The organism is Pseudomonas sp. TH06, from assembly GCF_016651305.1.
In the GTDB taxonomy this organism is placed as follows: domain Bacteria; phylum Pseudomonadota; class Gammaproteobacteria; order Pseudomonadales; family Pseudomonadaceae; genus Aquipseudomonas.
Window position 1 is genome coordinate 2,552,501 of the sequence record NZ_JAEKEC010000001.1, and the last position, 25,948, is coordinate 2,578,448.

General features: G+C 59.3%; 21 protein-coding genes and 2 rRNA genes (1 of these 23 only partly in view). 12 read left to right on the top strand and 11 right to left on the bottom strand.

Annotation, left to right across the window (positions count from 1 at the left end; all coding sequences use genetic code 11):
• The 5 genes from JFT86_RS11515 to JFT86_RS11535 form a co-directional block, all read left to right on the top strand.
• Positions 1-1,458, top strand: a 23S ribosomal RNA gene (locus JFT86_RS11515); it begins 1,436 nt to the left of the window's first position.
• 148 nt (positions 1,459-1,606) lie between these two features.
• Positions 1,607-1,722, top strand: a 5S ribosomal RNA gene (rrf, locus tag JFT86_RS11520).
• 147 nt (positions 1,723-1,869) lie between these two features.
• Positions 1,870-2,529, top strand: a complete 660-nt coding sequence (locus JFT86_RS11525) for a paraquat-inducible protein A (RefSeq protein WP_201236797.1) — start codon at positions 1,870-1,872, stop codon at positions 2,527-2,529.
• Positions 2,516-3,139 (top strand): paraquat-inducible protein A, encoded by a 624-nt coding sequence (locus JFT86_RS11530; RefSeq protein ID WP_201236798.1) that lies wholly within the window; start codon positions 2,516-2,518, stop codon positions 3,137-3,139. The genes JFT86_RS11525 and JFT86_RS11530 overlap by 14 nt, the downstream gene beginning before the upstream one ends.
• Positions 3,132-5,435: an MlaD family protein gene (locus JFT86_RS11535; protein WP_201236799.1), complete on the top strand. Its 2,304-nt coding sequence runs from the start codon at positions 3,132-3,134 to the stop codon at positions 5,433-5,435. Before JFT86_RS11530 ends, JFT86_RS11535 begins: the two co-directional genes overlap by 8 nt.
• A 181-nt stretch (positions 5,436-5,616) precedes the next feature.
• Here JFT86_RS11535 and mksF read toward each other — a convergent pair whose 3' ends face one another.
• The 3 genes from mksF to mksB are packed head-to-tail and all read right to left on the bottom strand — an operon-like array spanning position 5,617 to position 10,422.
• Positions 5,617-8,457, bottom strand: coding sequence for an Mks condensin complex protein MksF (gene mksF, locus JFT86_RS11540; protein WP_201236800.1), 2,841 nt, complete (start codon positions 8,455-8,457; stop codon positions 5,617-5,619).
• On the bottom strand, positions 8,454-9,155 hold the full coding sequence (gene mksE, locus JFT86_RS11545) for an Mks condensin complex protein MksE (protein ID WP_053123840.1): 702 nt from the start codon (positions 9,153-9,155) through the stop codon (positions 8,454-8,456). Before mksE ends, mksF begins: the two co-directional genes overlap by 4 nt.
• A complete protein-coding gene (gene mksB, locus JFT86_RS11550) occupies positions 9,145-10,422 on the bottom strand; it encodes an Mks condensin complex protein MksB (RefSeq protein ID WP_201236801.1) in 1,278 nt (425 codons plus the stop codon). The genes mksE and mksB overlap by 11 nt, the downstream gene beginning before the upstream one ends.
• A 232-nt stretch (positions 10,423-10,654) precedes the next feature.
• Between mksB and JFT86_RS11555 the strand changes: the two genes are divergently transcribed.
• The gene (locus JFT86_RS11555) at positions 10,655-11,401 is read left to right on the top strand and encodes an energy transducer TonB (protein WP_201238587.1); all 747 of its coding nucleotides are present in this window, start codon (positions 10,655-10,657) and stop codon (positions 11,399-11,401) included.
• Positions 11,394-11,846: a ribosomal protein S18-alanine N-acetyltransferase gene (gene rimI, locus JFT86_RS11560; RefSeq protein WP_007961522.1), complete on the top strand. Its 453-nt coding sequence runs from the start codon at positions 11,394-11,396 to the stop codon at positions 11,844-11,846. Before JFT86_RS11555 ends, rimI begins: the two co-directional genes overlap by 8 nt.
• 99 nt (positions 11,847-11,945) lie before the next feature.
• On the opposite strand, the gene JFT86_RS11565 is transcribed toward rimI, so the two are convergent.
• Entirely contained in the window at positions 11,946-12,350 is a 405-nt protein-coding gene (locus JFT86_RS11565; RefSeq protein WP_201236802.1) for a serine kinase/phosphatase, read from the bottom strand.
• Positions 12,351-12,489: 139 nt separating this feature from the next.
• Between JFT86_RS11565 and can the strand changes: the two genes are divergently transcribed.
• The gene (can, locus tag JFT86_RS11570; RefSeq protein ID WP_003228196.1) at positions 12,490-13,134 is read left to right on the top strand and encodes a carbonate dehydratase; all 645 of its coding nucleotides are present in this window, start codon (positions 12,490-12,492) and stop codon (positions 13,132-13,134) included.
• A 20-nt stretch (positions 13,135-13,154) separates the two neighbouring features.
• On the opposite strand, the gene JFT86_RS11575 is transcribed toward can, so the two are convergent.
• The 4 genes from JFT86_RS11575 to JFT86_RS11590 all read right to left on the bottom strand — a co-directional run bounded on the left by JFT86_RS11575 (position 13,155) and on the right by JFT86_RS11590 (position 18,516).
• Positions 13,155-13,679: an SET domain-containing protein-lysine N-methyltransferase gene (locus JFT86_RS11575; protein WP_201236803.1), complete on the bottom strand. Its 525-nt coding sequence runs from the start codon at positions 13,677-13,679 to the stop codon at positions 13,155-13,157.
• 181 nt (positions 13,680-13,860) lie between these two features.
• Positions 13,861-15,063, bottom strand: a complete 1,203-nt coding sequence (locus JFT86_RS11580) for a hypothetical protein (RefSeq protein WP_201236804.1) — start codon at positions 15,061-15,063, stop codon at positions 13,861-13,863.
• Positions 15,064-15,182: 119 nt separating this feature from the next.
• Positions 15,183-16,880, bottom strand: coding sequence for an acid phosphatase (locus JFT86_RS11585; protein WP_201236805.1), 1,698 nt, complete (start codon positions 16,878-16,880; stop codon positions 15,183-15,185).
• 217 nt (positions 16,881-17,097) lie between these two features.
• Positions 17,098-18,516: a TIGR00366 family protein gene (locus JFT86_RS11590; protein ID WP_201228493.1), complete on the bottom strand. Its 1,419-nt coding sequence runs from the start codon at positions 18,514-18,516 to the stop codon at positions 17,098-17,100.
• 330 nt (positions 18,517-18,846) lie between these two features.
• Between JFT86_RS11590 and JFT86_RS11595 the strand changes: the two genes are divergently transcribed.
• From JFT86_RS11595 to JFT86_RS11610, 4 genes are all read left to right on the top strand, one after another.
• Entirely contained in the window at positions 18,847-20,160 is a 1,314-nt protein-coding gene (locus tag JFT86_RS11595; RefSeq protein WP_201236806.1) for an MFS transporter, read from the top strand.
• A gap of 115 nt (positions 20,161-20,275) precedes the next feature.
• Positions 20,276-21,592, top strand: coding sequence for a PAS domain-containing methyl-accepting chemotaxis protein (locus JFT86_RS11600; protein ID WP_201236807.1), 1,317 nt, complete (start codon positions 20,276-20,278; stop codon positions 21,590-21,592).
• A gap of 153 nt (positions 21,593-21,745) precedes the next feature.
• Entirely contained in the window at positions 21,746-22,345 is a 600-nt protein-coding gene (locus JFT86_RS11605; RefSeq protein ID WP_201236808.1) for a flavin reductase family protein, read from the top strand.
• 76 nt (positions 22,346-22,421) lie between these two features.
• Positions 22,422-23,054, top strand: coding sequence for a LysE family transporter (locus JFT86_RS11610; RefSeq protein WP_201236809.1), 633 nt, complete (start codon positions 22,422-22,424; stop codon positions 23,052-23,054).
• A 34-nt stretch (positions 23,055-23,088) separates the two neighbouring features.
• Here JFT86_RS11610 and JFT86_RS11615 read toward each other — a convergent pair whose 3' ends face one another.
• The 3 genes from JFT86_RS11615 to ggt form a co-directional block, all read right to left on the bottom strand.
• Positions 23,089-23,460, bottom strand: a complete 372-nt coding sequence (locus JFT86_RS11615) for a helix-turn-helix domain-containing protein (protein WP_201231332.1) — start codon at positions 23,458-23,460, stop codon at positions 23,089-23,091.
• A 3-nt stretch (positions 23,461-23,463) separates the two neighbouring features.
• Positions 23,464-23,766: a type II toxin-antitoxin system HigB family toxin gene (locus tag JFT86_RS11620; protein WP_201231331.1), complete on the bottom strand. Its 303-nt coding sequence runs from the start codon at positions 23,764-23,766 to the stop codon at positions 23,464-23,466.
• A 249-nt stretch (positions 23,767-24,015) separates the two neighbouring features.
• A complete protein-coding gene (gene ggt / locus JFT86_RS11625; protein WP_201236810.1) occupies positions 24,016-25,848 on the bottom strand; it encodes a gamma-glutamyltransferase in 1,833 nt (610 codons plus the stop codon).
• Positions 25,849-25,948 lie beyond the last annotated feature (100 nt).

Below are 25,948 nucleotides of genomic sequence, written 5' to 3' on the forward strand. Positions count from 1 at the left end.
TTGGCGTTGGTTGTCCAAGTTTAAGGTGGTAGGCTGGAATCTTAGGTAAATCCGGGATTCTAAGGCCGAGAGCTGATGACGAGTTATCTTTTAGATGACGAAGTGGTTGATGCCATGCTTCCAAGAAAAGCTTCTAAGCTTCAGGTAACCAGGAACCGTACCCCAAACCGACACAGGTGGTTGGGTAGAGAATACCAAGGCGCTTGAGAGAACTCGGGTGAAGGAACTAGGCAAAATGGCACCGTAACTTCGGGAGAAGGTGCGCCGGTGAGGGTGAAGGACTTGCTCCGTAAGCTCATGCCGGTCGAAGATACCAGGCCGCTGCGACTGTTTATTAAAAACACAGCACTCTGCAAACACGAAAGTGGACGTATAGGGTGTGACGCCTGCCCGGTGCCGGAAGGTTAATTGATGGGGTTAGCTAACGCGAAGCTCTTGATCGAAGCCCCGGTAAACGGCGGCCGTAACTATAACGGTCCTAAGGTAGCGAAATTCCTTGTCGGGTAAGTTCCGACCTGCACGAATGGCGTAACGATGGCGGCGCTGTCTCCACCCGAGACTCAGTGAAATTGAAATCGCTGTGAAGATGCAGTGTATCCGCGGCTAGACGGAAAGACCCCGTGAACCTTTACTATAGCTTTGCACTGGACTTTGAATTTGCTTGTGTAGGATAGGTGGGAGGCTTTGAAGCGTGGACGCCAGTTCGCGTGGAGCCATCCTTGAAATACCACCCTGGCAACTTTGAGGTTCTAACTCAGGTCCGTTATCCGGATCGAGGACAGTGTATGGTGGGTAGTTTGACTGGGGCGGTCTCCTCCTAAAGAGTAACGGAGGAGTACGAAGGTGCGCTCAGACCGGTCGGAAATCGGTCGTAGAGTATAAAGGCAAAAGCGCGCTTGACTGCGAGACAGACACGTCGAGCAGGTACGAAAGTAGGTCTTAGTGATCCGGTGGTTCTGTATGGAAGGGCCATCGCTCAACGGATAAAAGGTACTCCGGGGATAACAGGCTGATACCGCCCAAGAGTTCATATCGACGGCGGTGTTTGGCACCTCGATGTCGGCTCATCACATCCTGGGGCTGAAGCCGGTCCCAAGGGTATGGCTGTTCGCCATTTAAAGTGGTACGCGAGCTGGGTTTAGAACGTCGTGAGACAGTTCGGTCCCTATCTGCCGTGGACGTTTGAGATTTGAGAGGGGCTGCTCCTAGTACGAGAGGACCGGAGTGGACGAACCTCTGGTGTTCCGGTTGTCACGCCAGTGGCATTGCCGGGTAGCTATGTTCGGGAAAGATAACCGCTGAAAGCATCTAAGCGGGAAACTTGCCTCAAGATGAGATCTCACTGGAACCTTGAGTTCCCTGAAGGGCCGTCGAAGACTACGACGTTGATAGGTTGGGTGTGTAAGCGCTGTGAGGCGTTGAGCTAACCAATACTAATTGCCCGTGAGGCTTGACCATATAACACCCAAGCAATTTGCGTCGAAAGGCCAAGTTGCGGTGTGTGAAGACGAAACGAACCGAAAGTTCGATGTTCACAAACACCTAGCTGTCACATACCCAATTTGCTGAAGCGAGGCCATCTGGTCACGAGTCAGTACCCGAATTTCTTGACGACCATAGAGCGTTGGAACCACCTGATCCCATCCCGAACTCAGCAGTGAAACGATGCATCGCCGATGGTAGTGTGGGGTTTCCCCATGTGAGAGTAGGTCATCGTCAAGATTAAATTCCGAAACCCCAATTGCGAAAGCAGTTGGGGTTTTGTTTTGCCCGCAGGAAAGTTTTGCTTACGACAGCGAACAAATTTGCACAGTTATTTTCGAATCAGAACACTAGAATAGCCCCACCTTTTTCGGAGCCAGAGCCTTTATGTCAGAGTCGGTTGACGCCCCAGGGCTGTCAGATTTACCGCTGGAGGACTTGGTGGCCTGTCACGAGTGCGACCTGCTGATGCGCAAGCCAACGCTTGCTCACGGCGAAAAAGCCCTCTGCCCGCGCTGCGGTTACGAACTGTACGCCCATCGCCATAATGTGGTGCAGCGCAGCCTTGCCCTGGTCATCGCGGCATTGCTGTTGTACATCCCTGCAAACTTTTTACCCATCATGCAGCTCAATATCCTCGGGCAATCCTCGCAGGACACTGTCTGGAGCGGAGTGCTCGGGCTGTTCAACACTGACATGCAGGGCGTTTCGATCGTCGTATTCCTGTGCAGCATGGCGATACCGCTGCTCAAGTTGCTCTGCCAGTTGTTCGTTTTACTGACGATTCGCTTCAATGTCGGCCGCAGCTATGGGCTGTTGCTCTACCGCATTTATCACCACCTCAGAGATTGGGGAATGCTCGAGGTCTACCTCATGGGCGTGCTGGTGGCGATCGTCAAACTGGCGGACATGGCGGCGATCACCGTCGGCCTTGGCCTGGTGTGTTTCATCGGTTTGTTGTTGATTCAGGTCTGGCTGGAAGTGGTGATGTCACCGCATCAGATCTGGCAGGCGTTGTCGGGAGAGGATGCTCATGCGGGCGATTGATGCGGGCATTCTGATTTGTACGGAATGCCACGAATTGAACAGGCAAGAAGAGGACGGCGACGGACAAACCTGCACCCGGTGCGGCGCACTCGTTCACGCTCGCCGGCCAAATAGCCTGGCCCGAACCTGGGCCCTGCTGATCACTGCGGCGATTATCTATATTCCGGCCAATGTCCTGCCGATCATGACTGTCAGTTCTTTGGGTCAGGGTGATCCGAGCACCATCATGTCCGGCGTTATCCAATTGGTGCAGCACGGGATGATTCCGATTGCCGCCGTGGTGTTCATCGCCAGTATTCTGGTGCCGACCTTCAAACTGGTCGGTATCGCGCTGCTGCTGTTCTCGGTGCAACGACGTCAACCACTGTCGGCACGTCAACGCATCTGGATGTACCGTTTTATCGAGTTCATTGGCCGTTGGTCGATGCTCGATATTTTTGTGATCGCCATTCTGGTGGCGGTCGTCAACTTCGGCCGGCTTGCCAGTGTCGAAGCCAATCTTGGCGCCATCGCCTTCGCCACCGTGGTGATTCTGACGATGCTTGCCGCAGTAACTTTCGATCCCCGACTGATTTGGGATAACACGGAGTCGGACGACGACCATGACTGATTTGCCCGTAGCGAAAACCCGACCGGCCTCGAACTGGTCTGCCATTTGGGTACTGCCTTTGATCGCACTGATCATCGGTGGCTGGCTCGGCTGGCGTGCCTACTCCGAAACCGGTATCGAGATCCAGGTGCGCTTCGAAAGCGGCGAAGGCATCCAGGCCAACAAGACCGAGGTCATGTACAAAGGTATGTCGGTCGGTAAGGTCAAGGCGCTCAAACTCGACGATGAGGGCAACTCCAAGGGAGTGATCGCCACGGTCGAGATGAACAAAGACGTCGAGCAATACCTCAAGACCAGCACGCGCTTCTGGCTGGTCAAACCGAGCGTCACCCTGGCCGGTATTACCGGTCTGGAAACTCTGGTTTCGGGCAACTACGTAGCCATCAGCCCCGGCGAAGGCGAGCCGACGCGCAAGTTCAAAGCGCTGGCCGAAGAACCACCGCTGTCGGACTCCAAGCCAGGCCTGCACCTGACCATCAAGGCTGATCGTCTCGGTTCGCTTAATCGGGGCAGCCCGGTGTTCTACAAGCAGATCAAGGTTGGCCAGATCAAAAGCTACGTGCTTTCGGAAGATCAAAGCACTGTCGAACTCAAAGTGTTCATCGAGCCGACCTACGCCAAACTGGTGCGTAAACACACGCGATTCTGGAACGCCAGCGGCATCAGCATCGATGCCAACTTGTCCGGCGTAAAAGTGCGCAGCGAATCGCTGGCAAGCATTGTCGCCGGCGGTATCGCTTTCGCCACCCCAGAGAACCGCAAGGACAGCCCACCCACGGATCCAAGCCTGCCGTTCCGTCTCTACGAAGACTTCGATGCGGCCGCTGCGGGCATTCGCGTGAAGGTCAAACTCAGTGACTTTGAAGGATTGCAGGCCGGGCGCACCCCGGTGATGTACAAAGGCATTCAAGTCGGCAACATGAAAGCGCTGAAAGTTGATCCTGACCTGAACAGCGCCACTGCCGAGCTCACCCTCGATCCATTGGCAGAAGACTACCTGGTCGATGGCACTCAGTTCTGGGTGGTCAAACCGTCGATTTCCCTGGCCGGTATCACTGGGCTGGAAGCTCTGGTGAAAGGTAACTACATCGCGGTACGCCCGGGCGACAAGGGCGCGGCACCGAAACGCGAATTCGAGGCCCGGCCAAAAGCGCCGCCGCTGGATCTGCGCTCACCGGGCTTGCACCTGGTGCTGTTCACCGATGCCCTCGGCTCGATCGATGTCGGCAGTCCGATTCTGTACAAACAGGTCAAGGTCGGTTCAGTGCAGAGCTACCAGTTCTCCAAGACCAAGAAGCAATTGGTCATTGGCGTGCACATCGATAAGGAATACGAAAACCTGGTCAACGCTTCGACGCGTTTCTGGAATGTCAGCGGTATCACGCTGACCGGTGGTTTGACAGGCGGCATTCAAGTGAAGAGCGAATCGCTGCAGACACTGATGGCGGGCGGCATCGCCTTCGAAACGCCGCAAGCCAAGGCACCATTGCAGAAGCGCATTCCGCGCTTCCGCCTGTTCGCCAACCATGATGAGGCGAATCAAAAGGGCGCGGTGGTGACGATCAAGGTCGATCGCGCCGACGGTTTGCGCAGCGGCACGCCGGTTCGCTTCAAGGGGCTGGATGTCGGCAAGATCGAAAGTGTTGATCTGACTGACGATCTGCAATCGGTCATCCTCACGGCGCGTATCACTGAGGTGCCGGAGAAGATCGCCCGGGTCGGCAGTCAGTTTTGGGTGGTCAAACCCGAGTTGGGCCTGATCAAGACGGCGAACCTGGAAACCCTGGTGACCGGCCAGTACATCGAAGTCCAGCCAGCGGCGAAGAATCTTGGCCCGCAGAAGAACTTCGTGGCTTTGGCCAATGCGCCGGAAGTGACCAAGCAAGAGGCGGGTTTGAGTCTGGTCTTGAGCGCTGCTCGTCGTGGTTCGCTCAAACCGGGTGTGCCAGTGACTTACCGTGAAATCACCGTAGGCAAAGTTACTGGCTACGAACTGGGGCAGACCGCCGACCGGGTGTTGGTGCACATTCTGATCGAGCCGAAATATGCGCCTCTGGTACGCAGCGGCAGCCGTTTCTGGAACACCAGCGGTGTCGGTTTCGATATCGGCTTGTTCAACGGTTTGACGGTACGTACGGAGTCACTGGAAACGGCGATTCAGGGCGGTATTGCTTTCGCTACGCCAGATGGCGAGCGCATGGGCAACCCGGCGCGGGCTGAACAAACCTTCCCGCTGTTCGACAAGTTCGAGGACGAGTGGCTGACCTGGGCGCCGAAGATTTCGCTCGGTAAGTAGTTCTGTGGTGTCTGAAGTGACGCCATCGCGAGCAGGCTCACTCTTACAGGGGAATGCATCAACTGTAGGAGTGAGCCTGCTCGCGATAGGGCCCGCAAAATCAGCACAAATCCCAAGCCATAAAAAAGGGCCGCGATCCCATCAGATCGCGGCCCTTTTTATTGCCTTCAGTTAATGCCGATCAAACTGCATCCAGCTCCGGTTCATCTGCTTCCACATTGACGGTCGCCTTCACCACATCATGGCGGCGGATGTATTTCCAGTCCGCCTCATCGATGTAGATCCCGGCCGGGCCGCTGCCGCCTTCCAGGTCGATGGCGACACTGGCGCAGACTTGCGGTTTCACACTCGCCAGAATCGGCACGAAGCCCAGTTGCAGGCTGGTTTCCAGCAATGCCGCCTGGTTCTTCTCGTCGATGTCCGCGGCCTCGTCGAGGTAGTACGGCAGACGTACGCGACCGGCAAGGTCGCGGTCCATCAAGTGCAACAACAAGTACATGTTGGTCAGCGCCTTGATGGTCATGGTCGTACCGTTGGATGCCGCGCCATCGATGTCGGTGTGGATGACCGGCTGACCGTTGACCTTGGTGATCTCGAACGCCAGTTCGAACAAGTCCTTGAGGCCGAGCTGGTTGTGGTTTGTCGCCACCAGCCGTGCCAGGTATTCCTTGGCCTCTTCGTTCTTGTTGTCCTGCTCGGCGCTCTGACTGAGGTCGAACACCGACAGGGTTTCGCCTTCTTCGTACTGACCGGCGCTGTGGATGATCTGATCGATGTGCTTGAGCGCTTCCTTGTTCGGCGCGAGGACAATGCGGAAGCTCTGCAGGTTGGAGACCTGACGCTTGTTGATCTCGCGGTTGAACAGCGCCAGTTGATGCTCGAGGCTGTCGTAGTCGCTGCGGATGTTGCGCAAGGTACGCGCGATATCGGTGACCGCCGCACGACGAGCCTTGCCCAACGTCAGCGCTTCATCGGTACGGTGTGCGTAAGCGTTGATCAGCAGTGACAGACGGCGCTCCATGTCGTCTTCGCTGTCGAACTTGGCCACACCTTTCAGACGCACCTGTGCGTAGAGCGCTTCGATCTGGCCATCGGCTCGCAGCAAGCCTTGCCAGCTGTCCTGATAGTCGTTGAGCAGCGGCAGCAGGTTGTCCATCGAGTCGTCAACAGGATCCATGAACGGTGTACCGAACGGCAGATCCGCCGGCAGCAACTGACGGCGACGCAGGGCGTCGTCGAGGGTGCGTTGCTTGGCTTCCATGTCGGCGATCTGCCGACCGACCAGTTGCAGCTTGGCCGACAGTTGCTGGACGCGCTCGGTGAAGGCATCGCTGGAGCGCTTGAGTTCGTCCTGCGCGCCTTCCATCTGCGCCAGTTGCTCGAGCTTGTCGCCTTCTTCAGCACTCAGGGTCTGGCTGCGGCGGAAGTCTTCCAGGGCTTTCTGCGCGTCCAGCACTTGCTGATACAGCGCTTCGGTCTGGATTTTGCTCGCGGCGCGGTCGGCGGCGACCGCCTGTTGGGTTTTCAGTTGCTTGAGTTCTTTTTCCAGACGCTCTTTCTGATCGCGCAACGCGGCGCGGTCGGCCAACGCTTGCAGAGCCGGCGGCTCGATGTGCGAGATGTCGATGGACAGGCCCGGCACTTCGAAACGCTCACCTTTGAAGCCATCAAGAATCAGCTCGACCGATTTCACCCACTCGCCATCGTCGTCGAGGGTGATGCCGTGTTCGCCCAACGGCAGGCTGAACAGTGCGCTGTTGAACAGGCGCATCAGGCGTTCGACGTCCTGTTGCGAAAACTCTTCGCGCAGGCGGGCGTAGCTGTTGTTGTCAGCGTGATCGAGTTGCTGCTTCACCGACTTCAGGCGTTTTTCCAGATCGCGCAGGCGCTCTTCCAGATCCTCGGCGCTGAATTGACGCGATTGCGCCAGGGCACCGGCCAATTCATCGTGGGCATCTTTGGCCGCGAGCAATTGTTGCTCCAGCACTTTGACGTCGTCGACCAAAGCAAAGCGATTCTTCAGGACCGACAGTTCGCCGAGCCAGCGCTGAATGCCGGAAATTTCCCGCTCCAGACGCATCAGTTCTTGAGTGCCGCCGCGTTGATCGTTTTGCAGGCTGTCCTGCTCGCCACGGTAGTGGTCGGCCTGAATCGTCAGTTCTTCCTTACGCGCACTGGCGTAGTCCGACCAGGTGCCGAGCAACGAGTCGAGCAGCGGCGACAGGCGATGCAGTTTGCCGCGCAGCACGTCGCGCTGTTTCACGCCGTTGGCCAAGGACTCAACTAACGGGCCGGCAGCGACCAGCGAGTTGTAGTCCTGCTCCATACGACGCACATCGCGGAAGGCTTCTTCGCAGGCGGCGATGTAATCGACACTGCCGGAACGCAGGCTGTGTTCGAAGGCATCAAGGAACAACTGCTTGAGCTTGGCCGCAGTGATTTCGCGCATGTGCAGCAGGTTGATGAACAGCGCGCGGAATGTCTTCAGGCTCTGCTCGCTGGTGGAACGCAGCGGGATCAGTGTCAGGTCCAGCGGGATCGACGTGTGACCGCCAACCAGCAAACGACGCAGTTCATCAGGTTTGAGTTCGTAGGCTTTCAGGCCTTCTTTCTCAAGGTTACTGAACAGCTCTTTCTGGCGCAGGCAGGTGTCGTTCTTCTGGTAATGCGCCAGATCAAGCTTGCCGGCGTAGGCGAAGAACTGGTGACCGAAACCACCGCCCGGGCCGCGACCGACCACGCCGATCACGTGCGGGCCATGTGGCAGGTTAACTTCGACGAGGATGTAGCTGGTGTCGGAGGCGAAGTAGAAACGCCGCGATTGTTCGAGGCTGTACTTGCCGAAACTCATGTCCGACATGCGCGCCAGAATCGGGAACTGCAAGGCGTTGATCGACGCCGATTTACCGAGGTTGTTCGCGCCGTAAACCGACAACGGTTCTTCCAGCGGGAACAGGCCGAGGCTGTAACCGGCGGTGTTCAAAAGGGCAAAGCGGCGGATGCCGTAGCGTTCCTGGCTCATGCGTCGGACTCCTGTTCTTCGGCAATGGCACGGGCCAGAGCGTCTTCTTCGCTTTCTTCGTCAAATTCGCTGAGATCGAGCGGATCGTCGGTTTCGAGGAATTTGGCTTCGGCGGCTTCGTCGATCAGCACTGGCGCCGGAAGCGGCAGTACGCTGTGCACGCTGGCCGCCAGATCGCGGTCTTGCTGTACCGACAGGCAGACGTCGAGGAAGCGGTGCATCGGCGGCAGGAAACGGTACACGCCGTTTTCTTCGCCAGCGAAACCGAGTTGGGTCATGCGGCGCATGATTTTTTCTTCGAGTTCTTCAACGGTTTGTACTTCGGCCTGAATGAACAGATCGCGGTATTTTTCCAGCAGCGATGGCAGCTCTTCGCGGCCGAGGCTGCCGCCATCGAGCACGGCGATCGGGTCGCGGCCCTGATCGGCCAGATGCTCGACGAGGATGAAGGTGAACAGCGCCAGACGCTGGGCAGTCTTGTTCACCGCCGCAGCGGCCATGTCCGGGACGAAGTAGTAGAAGCCACGAGTGTCGCAGACCAGTTCAAAACCCAGCGCCTTGAACAGCGTGCGGTATTGATCCTGGAAGTTCGACAGTTGCGCGTACAGCTCCGGGTCGCGGCGGCTGACGTGGTAGCCCTTGAATAACTCGCGAAAGATCGGCGCGAGTTGAGACAGTTCGGAGAGATCAAGATGCATGTGGGATGCTCGCAGAATCCTCGGCGGCGGTGTCGCTGGCCGAGAGCAGGGCGAAGGAGCGCAGGCTGACCTGATGCTCATGAGTGTGGTATTCGCGGCGTTCCAGACGCTCGCGCTTGAAGCGTTTTTCCCGCGACAGGCGCGAGAACCAGTAAAGCAATTCGTCAGTGGCGCCGTCCGGTTCCTGCTCCAGCAGCCAGGTCATCAGATCCGGCATCGGCAGGGCTTCTTCGCAACGATCAACCATCTCGCGCACAGTGCGCGGCGCACGTGGGGCTTCACCTTTATGCGTCTTGTGCGCCTTGGGGAAGCGCGCCGGTTTCGGCTCGAAACGCGCCAAGGCATAAACGTAGGCTTCGACCTGACTGGCGCTGCCGAGGAACGTGCTTTGCGGGCGGGTGAACAGCGGCATCGCGGCTTGCGGCACGGCGTCGATACCTTTGCGGCGAATGGCCGCCAAGGCGAGCGCGGCGCCACGGGTCACGGCGTTGTGTCGGCGCGCTTCTTCACGCAGCGGCAGCAGCAGTTCGCGGGCATGACGCAGGGTCAGTTGCGCGCTGGTCTGCATTTCGAGGATGCGCGCGTGGGTGCGCAGGAGCATGTCGTCGTCGACCAGATGGCCGAGGCGCTGCTGTTCGCTGAGCATCTTCAGCAATACGGTTTCGACTTTGCGTACACCTTGCTCGAAGGCGCCGTCGGCATTGACCAGATCGATCATCGGCTCGACGTATTCGTCCCACGTCGCCAACACTTCGGCGTAGCGCTGGCGCAGCGGAATCTGCCGGTCGCTGGTTTTGGCCCGTTCAGCCACGGCCACCAGAGCCTGTTCGTCGTTGTCGAGTTTCTTCAGCACGTCGCGCACGCGCATGTCGAGCAAGCGCAACTGGCGGGCGAGGTCGTGACCGTCGCGGATGTCGAACGCGTCCTGAATGTAGCCGGCCAGACGTTCGAGGTGGCGCAGATAGGCTTCGATTTCCAGGCACAGGCCCAGCCGGTGCTCCCTGCGCAAGTAGGCGAGGAAATCGTGAATCTGCGCGTTCAGCTCGAAACGGTTCGGGCTTTTCGCCACTGGAATCAGAATATCCAGGCGAATCCACACGTCGAGCAGGCTGGTGATGTCCTGCGGCGTGCTGTCCAGTTGTTGGGCGGCCAGTTGCGAGCGCAGTTCGTTGAGGCTCAATGTGCCTTGGTCGAAGTGCTCACACAGTGGCTCAAGCAGTGCCCAGTGTTCAGCGAGGGCGCGCAAGACGCGCTTGGGTTCGATCATCGGAATGCCCGGCTGGTTGGCAATGAAAAGCGGCGATTGTACTGCATCACGAAGGATGCGATTCACTCTCGGGACGGACTGTCGCTTTTCTCCCTGTGGAAGACGTTGATCAAGTCTATCGATCAACAACAGGCGATCTTGAGCGAAGGGCGGTAGAATCAGCGCACTTCAGTTATCCACAAGTGGCCGACCCTTGCTTATCGAGTCCCGCCGCCGCGCCTATTTGAACGCCATGCAGGTGGTCAACTGGCTGCCGCGCACCGAATTGCCTTTCGCCGCGCCTTCACGGCCCGAGCTGCTGGACATGCCCGAGCCCGAGGTAGAGGCGCAGGTTATGCCCGTGCCTCAGGCTGAAATGCCCGTGCAGCCTGCCGCGCGTCCGAGCGAACGACCGAAGATCGAAGTGCCACGCCCTTCGCCGGCGAGCACGCGAACCAACGCCAAACCCGTGGAAGAGGCCGACGACACACCCGTCGTGGCCAAACCGGCACCGGTGCCGCCGCCGCGTTTCGCCCTGCAATTGCTGCGCACCGGGCGTTGTCTGCTGCTGGTCGAGTTACCCACAGGCGAACCGTTCCAGAGCCGCGATCCGGCCTATTTGCTGCTTAAAGACATGTTGCGCGCCGCCGGTCTGCCGGATGCGCCGCAAATCGTCGGCGAGCCCGTGCGTTGGCCTTGGCTCAATCGCGGCACCATGGACCAAGGTCCGGAGGCGGCGCGCGACTTCGTCCAGGGTTTCCTTTCGGTACAGATGGAATCCGCGCCGTGCGCCTGCCTGTGGCTGATCGGCCTGCCGGCGGTGCGGTTTGCCGGTGAGGCGGACGCCGAAGCGTTCAATCGTGAATTGCAGATCGAAGGTCTGGGCTCGGCCTGGGCCATTCCCGGTCTGGAGTTGTTAATGGAAGAGCCACAGCGCAAAGCCGCTGTGTGGCAAGCCATGCGTCGGCTGATGGCGCGCTGGAAAGAATCGAATGAGTGAAGCTGTATCGTTCCGCCCGATGACCGAGGCGGACCTGGACGCTGTATTGAAGATCGAATACGCGGCGTACAGCCATCCGTGGACTCGCGGCATTTTTCTCGACGGGCTGGGTAAATACCAGATATGGCTGATGTTCGAAGGTCAGCAGCAGGTCGGTCACGGCGTGGTGCAGATCATTCTCGATGAGGCGCATCTGCTGAATATCACGGTCAAACCGGAGAACCAGGGACGTGGGCTGGGGCTGACGTTGCTCGAGCATCTGATGTCGCGCGCGTATGCCGCCGAGGCTCGGGAGTGCTTTCTCGAAGTGCGTGACAGCAATACCGCGGCGTTCAAGCTGTATGAGCGTTATGGCTTCAACGAAATCGGCCGGCGTCGGGATTACTACCCGGCGGTGGGTGGGCGTGAAGATGCCGTGGTCATGGCCTGCACCTTGGTTGACTAAAGCTAAAAGCATCGCGAGCAGGCTCACTCCTACAATTTGGAATGCGTTCCCCTGTAGGAGTGAGCCTGCTCGCGATAGCTATTTAACAAGCGCCACAGGTCAGCGGTTGCCATCCAGCGGATCGTGCCGCGCCAGCTCTGCTTCATCCAGGCCATTGCCGCCGCCGATGTCATCTTCGTCGACAATGCTCAAATCCCAATCCGCCTGATTGCCCTCGCCAACTTCTTCGGCATCCCGGGCGCCATCCTCATGGATCAGGGTTTCCGGGCTCATATCGTCGTCAGTCGGCTCATGATCACTGACCGAAGCACCGGTCATGCCCGCCTCGCGCACACGTTCATTGGGCATCAACTGTTCGTGTTCACGCTCGGGGATCTCATCGCCAATCTTCACGCTGGTCTCTTCGTCGTCGAAATCCAGCTCGTGCACCGATCCCATGCGGTCTTCGTTATCATCGATGGGCTCCGGTTGCACCGCATCGTAAGGGCGTCGTGAATCAGTCATGGCAAATCCTCATACTGTGGGCCTTACTAGGTGGACTCACCGGACACACGAGAATTCCAACGAAAACACTTGCGATCCTTTCGTGACCCCGACGGGTGGTCGTCTGTCATACCTGCGCATCTTTCTTGAGGCCTTACACATGCACGACTTACAAGACCTGATTGATAACAACGAGCGTTGGGCTGACGCGATCACCAAGGAAGACCCGGATTTCTTCGCCAAACTGGCGCGCCAGCAAACGCCTGAATATCTGTGGATCGGCTGTTCCGACGCACGGGTGCCGGCCAACGAAATCGTCGGCATGTTGCCGGGCGATCTGTTCGTACACCGTAACGTCGCCAACGTGGTGCTGCACACTGACCTCAACTGCCTGTCGGTGATCCAGTACGCGGTGGACGTGCTTAAGGTCAAACACATTCTTGTGACTGGCCACTACGGTTGTGGTGGAGTGCGCGCGTCGATGCAGGACCGCCAGTTCGGCCTGATCGATGGCTGGTTGCGCTCGATTCGCGACCTGTACTACGAAAAACGCGAAGAGCTGGCCAAGTTGCCGACCGAAGAGGAGCAGGTCGATCGCCTGTGTGAACTCAACGTGGTCCAGCAAGTGGCCAACGTTGCCCACACCAGCATCATTCAGAACGCCTGGCATCGTGGGCAGAGCCTGTCGATCCACGGCTGCATCTACGGCATCAAGGATGGCCGCTGGAAAAGCCTGAACACGACCATCAGTGGTTTCGAGCAACTGCCACCGCAATATCGTTTGCGTCCGGTAGGTGCGTTGTAACCCGAGTTTGAAAGCGCTGCTCAACGCAGGCCATGTCCCCGCCAGTGTTGCAGGTAATGCTGGCCTTCAAGGGTCGTTGGTTCGTTGTAACCGGTGATCCACCCACGGCAGCGCGAAGAACCGCAACCGCAGGCGAACTGGCGCAGCAGTTTGTCTTCGGTGGCGGTGTAATCCATGGTCAGCCGCTCGCCCTTGTGGATATCTTTCAACGCCCACAGCCAGAGTTCGCTCATGTCGAGAAACACGTTCGGGTCGCAGGCGTGTTCGAGTAGTCCACAAAAGCGTGGATCGTAGATATGGATGCCGGTCAGCAGTTGTCGGGTCTGGCGACAGCGGTAGGGCAGCAGTTGTCCCGAAACCCGGCACATTCGGCTGTTACGCAGAAATTCCCGGCGCGCCGCGATCCCGGTTGGGGTGGCCTGCTCATCGTGGAGGACTTCAAAGTCGGCCCGGGCAGGAAAACCCAGACGTACGGGTAATCCGGCAAAAGGGTAAATGCCTTCGGTATCGCGAGGGACGGATCCTGTAAGCGCTTGGCTATTCATAACAATCCCTGTCGGAAGATGTTGCGACTTCCTTACTCTGACGTCCTGTCAGTTCTGCAACGTGGCTGTTTGGAGCCGATCGTGTCGCAAAGATGATGCCCGGTCTACTGTCATATATGACAGTCGAAATAGACGCTTTCCCGCGTCAGTGATGACTGACGCGGGAATGGCGTTTGAGTGGTTACAGGTGCGGAGCGGGCACCGCGGTGTCTGGCATCGGCGCCTTCAGCTGCTGCAGTTGCGCCTTGATCGGCGTGGTGGCGCATTTGGCGGCGGCCTGTTCCTGCGTCAGGTTGCGGATCGAGGTGTAAAACAGCTCGCAGGTTTTGGCCTTTTGCGTGACTTGCCAAGTCTGCGTGCAGTTGTTGAGGGTAGTCTGCGCATCGCTGCTCGGCCTGCTGCCCATATCGGCCTGCCAGCAGGCGGCGCTCAAATCCTGACCCATGACTTTCAAGCCTGCGGCGTCAGCCTTGGCCTGGGCATCGTCACCGGAGTAGCTCTTGGGATCGGCGGCGTACCAGATGTAACTCGGGTGGTTCGATCCCAGGACCGGCACGTTCACGCCTGCGCTGGGGCTGATGGTCGCCAGGCCCAGTACGTTGACCGTCGGCCCATATTGTTGCTTGATCCAGTTCCGTACCGGTGCGCCGAAAGCCACCATCGGCAGTGTCTTGCCGCTGGAGGTCTGGCTGAATTGCTTGACCAGCGTGGTCTGGTAGTCCTTGAAATAGTCATAGACGCCTTCCAGATCACTGCCGGCATTGGACGGCGCAGCAATCGGGGCGATGTCGATGATGGTCTGAAACGCCGGGGTCTGCTCGGCGGGAATGCCATTGACCGTCAACAGCGTTGCCCAACGGTCGGTGGTGTTCGAGCGCAGGTAATCCTGAGCCTGGGTCAGCGAGTAATCCGGCGGGAAGTGCAGCAACTCGACGCTTTTGCGATTTTCCAGAGCCATGCCCAGCGGCAGGAACAGATACCAGCTGTACGCCCATTTGCCGTCGGCGTTGAGTTTGCTGGCGCCGGCGTAAGCGAGATCACCGGCATCAAGCAGCGCGGACAGCGGTTTGTCGTATCCGGCCGGCACGCCGCTGATTTCGGCATAGAGCTGGTCGTTATCGTTTTTCACCAACACCTTCGCATTGGCATAACCGTCGCGTTGCACGCTCTGGCTCAGGTAATGCGCGACGGTCTGCTCCAGCGTCCAGTTGCGAAAGCAGATCACGCTGCAGTTGTTGGGGTAGGCGAAGAGGCGGGTGACGCGTTCGGTGCTGCCCAGTTTCAAGTCGACATCGGCGTGGGCGGCCGCGCTCAGGGTGAGTGCAGCGAGGGCCAATGCAGTGGGGGCCAGCGTTTTGCGAATAAATCCTGCGAGTTTGAACATGCTCAGATCCTTTTCAGCGTGGGTTCCCCGCGTATCGGGGGCGCCTCATAGTGGATCAGCTGTGTTTTACAGAGAAGCCGTCATTCGCAGTTTTTTGCGCCAACGCGCAGGGCTCATTCTCAGGCTGGAAAATGCAGGGCGTTGGTCAGATCGCCCATGGGTTTCTGGCCGCGGGCAATCATCGCGTCATCGCGCTGCTTGAGGCCGTTGAGGGTCTCCAACTGGAATACCCGGGTGATCAGCCGCAGGATCGACGCCGTGTCGTAAACCGTGTGATCCACCGTGCCCTTGCGCGCAAACGGTGACACCACCAGGGCCGGCACCCGCGAGCCCGGGCCCCAGCGGTCGCCCTTGGGCGGCGCGACGTGGTCCCACCAGCCGCCGTTTTCGTCGACCGTGACGATCACCACCATGTTTTTCCACTGCGGACTTTCGCGCAGCACCTTCAGCGCACGGACGATGTGCCGGTCCCCGGAGGCGACGTCGGCATAACCGGCGTGCATGTTCAGGTTGCCCTGCGGTTTGTAGAAACTCACGGCGGGCAGCTTGCCGGCCTCGGCGTCGGCGAAGAACTTGTTGGTACTCGACTCGTCACCCAAACCGGCGTCGCGCAGGCGTTTATTGCGCTCGTCCGGGTTTTCCGGGCCTTGCTGTTTGAAGTAGTTGAACGGCTGGTGGTGATACTGAAAGTTGGGGATTTTCGGAATGCCACCGGAATCCTTGTACTGCTCCAGCGTCGCCTGCCATGCCCCGGCGTACCAGGCCCAGTCGATGTTCTTCTTCGACAGTTTGTCGCCGATGTGTTCGTGGGTCTGCGGCACCATGACGTTGGGCAGGTCCGGTTTGGAATACGCCGGGCGCTCCGGGTCGCGAATCCAGGTTGGCCAGTAGGGCGGGGCGAGGGTGTTGACGCCAAAACCGTCCGGGGTCAGCGCACTTGGGCCGAATTGCGGCGGGCCGGTCATGGCGCTGGCCGGTGATTGCTCCAGCGGCTTGAGGCGCGTGTCGGCCGGATCAGCGCTTTGCAGCGCGGCGATCTGCGACTTGGCGACCGAATTGGCAGCGTCAGGATAGAACGGCGCGGTGGCGCTGATCAGGTATTGGTGGTTGAGGAACGAGCCACCGAAGGCGCCCTGGAAGAAGTTGTCGCACAGCACGAATTCCTGCGCGACGTCCCACAGACGCAGGGAATAACGACTCTGCGCATAGTGGCCCATGGTCAAACCACCGGCGTCGGCCCAGGCGACGAAACCGTCATTCTTGCCGCCGTTGATCTGCATCTGGTTCTGATAGAACACATGCCACAAATCGCGGGTCACCAGGCCGAATGGCAAATCTTCACCGTTCGGGCCTTTGAGGGCGAACGGCGCGTTGGGCAGGTTTTCCTGAAACTGCGTGGCGCTGGGATAGGTCACGCCATCGAGGGCTTGCGGGCCGATCTGCAGCACACCGCCCCAGGCTGGCGGCAGGGTTTGCAGCACGCTGCCGTCGCGGTCGCGTTGCTGGTAATCGGCAGGCTTGAGCGCCGACAGCGGTTTTTCGACACCAGGGAAGTCGCCGAACAGGTTGTTGAAACTGCGGTTCTCGGCGTAGATCACCACCACGGTTTTCTGCTCGTGCAGGGCCTTGTCCAACTCGGTCGGGGAAAGCGGACGCTCGACCGGTTTGCCGGGAGGGTCGCCCGCATGACTGCACCCCGCCAGCGTTGCGCCCACACCGAGTACCGCGACACCCCCGAGAAAGCGGCGACGACTGGTGTCGGTGGGCTTATCGGAAGCAACGGAGGGTGCGTCGGAACCGTCTGTATCGTCGATCATGTCTCAGCCCGTTTTGCTTAAATGTTTCAGTATGTTTCGGGTGGACGCTAGCAAGGAGATGTGACGGTTGGGTTACAGCTTAAGGAAGTTGTGAAACAACGGTGGGAACCAGCCGGCTGGCGATGGCGGTGTGTCAGAAACAGTGATGTCGACTGACAGATTGCTATCGCCAGCAGGCTGGCTCCCACAGGGTATGACTTCGACTGTTAGATCCGGTTTACGGCATCACCGGCGGCGTATACGCCAGCGTCGTCCCCAGCGCCCACAGCAACAGCAGCACCAGCGGCGTGTGCACCAGCAGTTGCACGAACGAAAAGCCGATCAAATCCCGAGCCTTCAACCCCAGTACGCCCAGCAACGGCAGCATGTAGAACGGGTTGATCAGGTTCGGCAGCGCTTCCGCTGCGTTGTAGATCTGCACCGCCCAGCCGAGGTGGTATTGCAGGTCATTGGCGACCTGCATCACGTACGGCGCTTCGATGATCCACTTGCCGCCGCCGGACGGGATGAAGAACCCGAGAATCGCCGAGTACACGCCCATCAGCAGCGCATAGGTGTCGTGGGACGCGATGCTGACGAAAAACGTCGAGATGTGGTGCGCGAGGGTTTGCGCATCGGCGCCTTTGACCGTGGTCATCAGCGCGGCGATCGAGCCGTACAGCGGGAACTGGATCAGCACACCGGTGGTGGTCGGCACGGCACGGGCCACTGCATCAAGGAAACTGCGCGGACGCCAGTGCAGCAGCGCACCGAGCATGATGAACAGGAAGTTGTAGGTGTTGAGCCCGGAAATCGCGGTGATCGCCGGTTTGGTTGAAAACTCGTGGAACAGCCATCCCGCCGCCAGCAGCACCAACACGATGATCAGCAGCGGACTGTGTTCCAGCCATTCGCCCGGCCGGGTGCGCGGTTGCAGTGGCGGCAGGTTGAAGGCCGGGTCGATGCCGCAGGCCTTGGCGTCGCGCGCGGAGTTCGGCCCGGGCGCGGTGGCGTAGGCGATGATGATCGAAACCACGATCAGCGCCAGCAGCATCACGCCGGATTGCCAGAGGAAAATCGTTTCGGTGAACGGAATCACCCCGGTGATCGACAGAATCGACGGCGGCAGACTGGCGGGGTTGGCCTGCAATTGCGCAGCCGACGACGACAGCCCCAGCGCCCACACCGCACCAAGGCCCAGATAGGCGGCGGCGCCAGCAGCGCGATAATCCATTTTCAGATCGGTGCGGCGGGCGAGGGCGCGTACCAGCAGACCGCCGAACACCAGCGACAGGCCCCAGTTGAGCAGCGACGCGACCATTGAAATCAACGCGACCCAGGCCACGGCGGAGCGGCCGTTTTTCGGGATGCGTGCCAGGCGATCAATCAGTTTGACGGCAGGTGGCGAGCTGGCGACCACATAACCGCCAATTACCACGAAAGCCATCTGCATGGTGAACGGGATCAGGCTCCAGAAGCCGTCCCCGAAGGCCATCGCGGCATCCGTAGGTTTGGCGCCCATGGCCAGTGTGGCCAGTGCAACGATAATGACGGCCAACGCGGCGAAGACCCAGGAATCGGGAAACCAGCGTTCGGCGAAACTTGAACAGCGCAGGGCAAAGCGCGCAGAGCGGCTATCTTCGATATCAACGGCCACGGGAGTACCTCGGATTTTTATGGTTATTGTGGTCTTGCGGACGAATCACACATCCCCTGTAGGAGTGAGCCTGCTCGCGATAGCTTTCTTACATTCAACACTTGTATTGACTGATCTGGCGCTATCGCGAGCAGGCTCACTCCTACAAGGATCTCGGCATGACTTGCCGATGGTGGTTCGCCTAGCAGGACAGGCTTCAACAGTAAATCAAGCGCCGCGGTTTTGTGAGCAGGTTTTGCAAAACCATGACTATGGTCTAACGGGTTGTCCATCTGGCCATTTGCGTAGACCATGGGCGCCTTGGTTTTTTGCCTGCCAGAGTTCTTTGCCATGACTGCCCACACCACGGCCAAACCTGCGCCGTTCAGCCGCTCCGACTACAAGACCCTCGGCCTTGCGGCCCTTGGCGGGGCGCTGGAGATTTACGATTTCATCATTTTCGTATTCTTCGCCCTGACCCTCAGCCAGTTGTTCTTCCCGCCGGAAATGCCCGAGTGGCTGCGCCTGCTGCAAAGCTTCGGGATTTTCGTCACCGGTTATCTGGCGCGGCCGCTGGGCGGGATTCTGATGGCGCATTTCGCTGATCGCCTCGGACGCAAGAAAGTCTTCAGCCTGAGCATCCTGATGATGGCGCTGCCGTGCCTGCTGATCGGGATCATGCCGACCTATGCCCAGATCGGCTACTTCGCGCCGTTGTTGTTGCTGGCGCTGCGCATTCTGCAAGGTGCGGCGGTAGGCGGTGAGGTGCCGAGCGCCTGGGTGTTTGTCGCTGAACACGCGCCGACCGGGCATCGCGGTTATGCCCTGGGCTTTTTGCAGGCCGGTTTGACCTTCGGTTACCTGATCGGCGCGCTGACCGCGACGTTCCTCGCGCAAGTCTTCACCCCGGCGGAAATCCTCGATTACGCCTGGCGCTATCCGTTCCTGCTGGGGGGCGTGTTCGGTGTGATCGGCGTCTATCTGCGCCGCTGGCTCAGCGAAACCCCGGTGTTCATGGCCATGGAAGCGCAGCGTGAAGCACGGATCGAACTGCCGTTGCGCACGGTGCTGCGCGAACATCGGCTGGCGATGCTGCCGGCAATGCTGCTCACCTGCGTACTGACCTCGGCGGTGGTGGTGTTCGTGGTGATCACCCCGACCATGATGCAGAAAACCTTCGGCATGACCGCCAGCCATACCTTCGCCCTGAGCGCATTGGGCATCGTTTTCCTCAATGTCGGCTGCGTGATCGCCGGTCTCCTCGTCGATCGCATCGGCGCCTGGCGCACGGTCATGCTCTATAGCCTGCTGCTGCCGCTGGGCATCGCCGTGCTTTACGGCTGCTTGATCATGGGCGGCAACTGGGTCGGGTTGGCCTATGCCGTCGCCGGTCTCGCTTGCGGGGTTGTCGGCGCGGTGCCGTCGGTGATGGTCGGTTTGTTCCCGGCGCGTATTCGTGTCTCAGGCATCTCGTTCACCTACAACATTGCCTACGCCGCGTGGGCGAGTATCACACCGTTGTTGCTGATTGGTCTGATGCCGTGGACCCCGTGGATCTGCGTAATATTCTGCGCGGTGATGGGCGTAGTGGGCATCCTCAGCGCGGCGTATTTCGGCTCGCGGATGCCGCGCACGGGACAGTGTCAGGTGGCCGGAACTGCCTGACGCGAAGAGCCAGAACTATTTTTGACTGATGGGTCTCAAGTGCTCTTCAGAAAAGGTTTTCATGGCCGATGGTTAGGCTGCATACCCGCTTTCTACCTGCCATCGGTGCTTTCCCATGTTCAACAAACGCTTGAAGCAAGAGCTGGCCGCTCTTCGTGAAGAACTCTCCAGCCTTCTGCAAGTGAAGGAAAGCCTGGAAAGCGAGATGCTGGTACTGAACCTTGAGCCGGACGGCCGGATTCAGTCGGTCAACCAGAACTTCCTCAACGAAATGTTCTACAAGAACCAAGACCTGATCGGCCGCGCGCTTGAAGACATCGTCCCGGCCCATGTGAAGTCCGACGAATTCCACCTGCGCTTCAAGAATGCCATGACGCGCGGCGAGCATTTCGCCGGGGCCGTGCGCCTGTTGCGTGGCAACGGTGAGGAGGCGTGGTTGCGCTCGATCGTGCAGCCAGTGCGCTCTTCGGACGGGCGAATCAAGCATATCTCGTTGTTCGCCAGCGACCTGACCCGCACCATCGAAGCCTCCCGCGAGCACGAAAACCTGATCGGCGCACTGGTGCGTTCAACCGCGCTGATCGAGTTCGACCTCAACGGTAACGTGCTGAACGCCAACGATCGCTTCCTCAGCGGCATGGGTTACAGCCTGGCGCAGATCAAGGGCAAACATCACCGCATGTTCTGCGCACCGGAGGAATACAACAGCGCCGAGTACCAGAACTTCTGGCGCCGCTTGAACCATGGCGAATTTGTCGCCGATCGGTTCAAACGGATCGATAGCCATGGCCGTACCGTGTGGCTGGAGGCGTCCTACAACCCGGTGGTCGATGCCAACAACAAACTGTACAAAGTGGTGAAGTTCGCGACAGTGATCACCGATCAGGTCAACCGCGAACAAGCCGTTGCCGATGCGGCCAGCATTGCCTACAGCACCTCGCAACAAACTGACAGCACGGCGCAGCGTGGTACCACCGTGGTGACCGAAGCGGTCAACGTGATGCGCGACTTGTCGCGGCACATGCAGGCCGCCGGTGAAGGCATCGAAGCACTGAACGAGCAATCGCTGGTGATTGGCACCATCGTCAAAACCATCAGCGGGATTGCCGAACAGACCAACCTGCTGGCGCTCAACGCCGCGATCGAAGCCGCCCGTGCCGGCGAGCAGGGTCGAGGGTTTGCCGTGGTGGCCGACGAAGTGCGGCAACTGGCGTCACGCACCAGCCAGGCGACCGAAGAGATTGTCGGTGTCGTGCGGCAGAACCAGGAAATGGCGCGTAACGCCGTGGCGCTGATGACCGACGGCAAGCTCCAGGCCGAGCAAGGGCTGGCGCTGGCGGCGGAGGCCGGGACGGTGATCGTCGAGATTCAGGACGGCGCGCAAAAAGTCGTGAATGCCGTCGGCCAGTTCGCCAATCAACTGTCCAACTGACCCGCACACAACCCTGTAGGAGTGAGCCTGCTCGCGATAGCGGTGTATCAGTCAGCACAAATGTTGAATGTCAGACCGTGATCGCGAGCAGGCTCACTCCTACAAATTTACGTTGGCGCTACAATCGGCTCCTTTTCCCCGGAGCAGATCCCCATGAGCGATTCCCACCGCCGCCCGGTGCCCCTGAACAAAGCCTACCGCCTGCTCAATCACGGGCCGACCGTACTGGTCAGCGCCGCCCACGATGGCCAACGCAACATCATGGCCGCCGCGTGGGCGATGCCGCTGGATTTCGAACCGCCGAAAGTTGCCGTCGTCCTCGACAAATCCACCTGGACCCGGCAACTGCTCGAAGCCTCCGGCACTTTCGTCCTCAACGTGCCTTGCGTCGATCAGGCCGACATCGTGCAGACCGTCGGCAATACGTCGGGACTGGAAATCAACCAAAACCAGGGGCAAGACAAGTTTCAGGTGTATGGCCTGCAGACCTTTACCGGCGAACAAGTCGAGGCGCCGCTGCTCGACGGCTGCGTTGCCTGGCTCGAATGCCGCTTGCTGCCCGAGCCGCGCAATCATGAGCAATACGACCTGTTCCTCGCCGAAGTCATCGCCGCCCACGCCGATGAGCGAGTGTTCAGCGAGGGGCGTTGGCATTTCGAAGGGCATGATGGTTTGCGTACCTTGCACCATGTCGCGGGCGGGCACTTCCTGAAGATTGGTGATGCGGTGGATGGCAAGACGTTAGCGATTTGAATGGTCGTTGATGGCAAAACATTGCGGGATGTTGCAAGGTGGAGGGCATCGTCGACCCCATCAGGCGCATGCTCCCATGGATCTTTCCTTTTCGAGTTATCTGACGCCGCTACTGTCGCTAGCCTTGTTGTGGGCGGTGGCCGTGGTCACGCCCGGCCCGAACTTCTTCAACATCGCGCAACTGGCGGTCAGCCGTTCTCGCCGACATGGCGTCGTCGCGGCGCTCGGCGTGGCCAGCGGCACGGTGTTGTGGGGGCTGGCCGGCGGCTTGGGCATCCAGTCGCTGTTCAGTGCCGCGCCGACGCTGTACCTGAGCTTCAAGATTGCCGGCGGTTGTTACCTGATCTACCTCGGGCTCAAGCAATTCAAGCGTAAGCCAGCCATTGTGCATGGTTCGCTGGATGGCTCGGAACAGACGTTGCTCGGTGCTTACGGCCGGGGCTTTCTGGGCAATATGACCAACCCTAAATCCGCAGTGTTCGTCGCTACCATCTTCGCCACCGCCATGCCGGCTCACATTCCGCCGTTGTTGCTGGCGTTGGCGGTGCTGTCCATGGCGACGCTGTCGTTCAGTTGGTATTGCAGCGTGGCACTGTTCTTCGCCAGCCGGCGGATCGCAGGTGTGTATGAGCGTTCGCGGCAATGGCTGGATCGCTTGGCCGGTGGTTGTTATTTGCTGTTTGGGGCGCATCTGGTGGCTAATCGCTGAGCCGCGGTCAAAGGCTGGGGTGCTGCAATTTGTATCAGATTTGCTTAATTGGTTTGATCAGGCTTTCGGCAGGAATTCCAAACAGCTCATGAAGTTTCCATATCATTGGCAAAGTGAGTGCCCGCTTGCCGTTCAACACTTCATAGACCCTGTTTGTTCGACCGATAGCCGGAGCGAGATCCGCGGCTGACAGGCCTGACTGTTCCATCCGAAATTTGATGGCATCGATTGGATTAGGCAAATCCACTGGAAACTGTTTGGCTTCGTAGGCCTCAATGAGTGTGATCATGATGTCGAAGTAATCACCTTCAGGGGTACCCGGTTCTGGCTCGTTGTCGAAGAGTGCAGACACGTTTTTGAGCGCCGCACGGTAGTCTTCTTCGTTATGAATCGGACGTATGTTCATGGGTTACTCCATTTCGACGGTATCAGCGTCGATTGCATCGTACTGCTTGTGGGTGCCGACGAATTTTATGTACATGGCTCCGAAGCGATAAGCCACGGCTACGATCAGTCGAAAGTCATTGCCCTTGATGTTGAACACCACTCTGCGGCTTTTCAGAATGCTCGCAGAAGCAAAATGAGCCTTGATGTCCGAGGGCGTTGACCAGCTTGCTTTCCTCGCTTCATCTATCCATGCCAACAGTGGTTGCTCTGAGTCCGGATAACGTTCCCAAAAATTTTTGAGCTGACTGACAGCGATAATTCTCATGACGCGATCCTAGTCCCGCTATGGGACTGATGCAAGGCTGTTGGCGGTCGGTGGACGTACGGTTCAAATATTTGTGTGTTCATGTATGCCAGCAGATCCCGAAAGTGTTGTTTGCTGAACAGCCACTTACTCTATCCGTGGCAGCAAATTTTCGGGGTAGGAAAAGGCGACGGAATGCGAGTGAACACAATCTGTTAGCTACAAAAAAGGTCTACCTCGCGGTAAGCCTTTTTTCTTTGCATCGTAGCCTCAATCCCCCAACGCTTCCCCTTCACGCCGTGGATCCGCGCCACCTTCCAACGACGCTTTCCCCTGCGCATCCTTGACCCGCACGATCGCCTGGGTGCCGCTGGTCATGTCGATTTCACTCACCGCATGCCCTTTGTCCTTCAGCGCCTGAATCAGCGCCGGGCTGAACTGGCCTTGTTCCAGTTCGGTCGGGCCGTTGCGGCTGCCGAAGTTGGGCAGACTGATGGCGCTTTGCGGATCGAGTTTCCAGTCGAGCAGGCCGACGGTGGTTTTCGCCACGTATTCGATGATTTGCGAGCCGCCCGGTGAGCCGACGCTGGCGAGGAATTCGCCGCTGTTGCGGTCGAAGATCAGCGTCGGCGCCATCGACGAGCGCGGGCGTTTGCCGGGCTCGACGCGGTTGGCGACTTTCTGGCCGTTCTCTTCGGGGATGAACGAGAAGTCGGTCATCTGGTTATTCAGCAGAAAGCCCTGAACCATCAGGTGCGAACCGAACGCCGCTTCGATGGTAGTGGTCATCGACACGGCGCCGCCCAGATCATCCACCGCCACCACTTGCGAGGTGGATATGCGCAGTGGCGAGCGGTCCGGTGCGTAGGCGACCTGCACCCCCGGCGGCGTACCCGGTTTGGCGCTGCCCATGCTGCGTTCGCCGATCAGGCTGGCGCGGCTGGCGAGGTAGCCCGGGTCGACCAGGCCTTTGACCGGCACCGGCACGAAGTCGGTATCGGCGACGTATTGCGCGCGGTCGGCGTAGGCCAGACGTTCGGCTTCGGCGATTAGATGCACGGCTTGTGGATCGGGTTCGATGCCGGCCGGTTTGTCGGTTTTCAACGGTTTGAGCGGTGTCAGTGAAAGACGTGGATCGCGGGTTTCCAGCGCTTGCAGGGTGCCGAGGATCTGCGCCACCGCGATCCCGCCCGACGACGGCGGCGGCATGCCGCAGACCTGCCAGCGTCTGTAATCGGTGCACAGCGGCGCGCGTTCTTTCGCCTGATAGTGCTGCAGATCATTCAACGACAGGCTGCCGGGGTTGGCGTGGCCCTGAACCTTGGCGACGATTTCTTCAGCAATCGGGCCTTTGTACAAAGCGTCGGGTCCTTCGTTTGCAATGCGTTTTAGCACTGCGGCCAATGCCGGGTTTTGCAGGCGCGTACCGACGGCTTTGACGCTGCCATCGGCATTGAGGAAGTACTTCGCCATCTCTGGCGACTGGCGGATCACCGGGTCGGATTCCAGCAACGAATGCAGGCGCGGCGAGATCGCAAAGCCTTGCTCGGACAGTTTGATTGCCGGTTCAAACAGCTTCGCCCACGGCAGGCGACCGTGTTGTTTATGCGCCATCTCCAGCGCACGCAACACGCCCGGCGTACCGACCGAACGACCGCCGATCTGCGCCTGCGGGAACGACATCGGTTGGCCGTCGGCGCGCAGGAACAGTTTCTCGGTGGCGCCGGCCGGTGCGGTTTCGCGACCGTCATAGGTGCGCACCTGTTTGCCGTCCCACAGCACGATCATCGCGCCGCCACCAATCCCGGAAGATTGCGGCTCGACCAGCGTCAGCACCGCTTGCATCGCAATCGCCGCATCAATCGCCGAACCGCCCTGACGCAGCATCTCGCGCCCGGCCTCGGCGGCCAGCGGGTTGGCAGCGGCGGCCATGTGTTTGCTGGCATGGCGGGTTTGCAGATCGGTGCGGTAACCGGAAGCGGCCTCCGGTGCCAGCGGCAGAGTCGAGGAGGGCGGGGCGTTGCACGCGGTGAGGGTCAGGGCGCTGATGATCAGCGTCAGGGCTGGCAGGCGAAAGCGGCTCAAGGGCAAGGCTGAAAACACGCGGGCTCTCCGTCCGTGGGATAAAAGTCTGAGGGACTTTATCGACCGCTCGGTCGCGACGCAAACCGGCGGGCATTTTTGTCTTTCTTTTCAGGGCGGA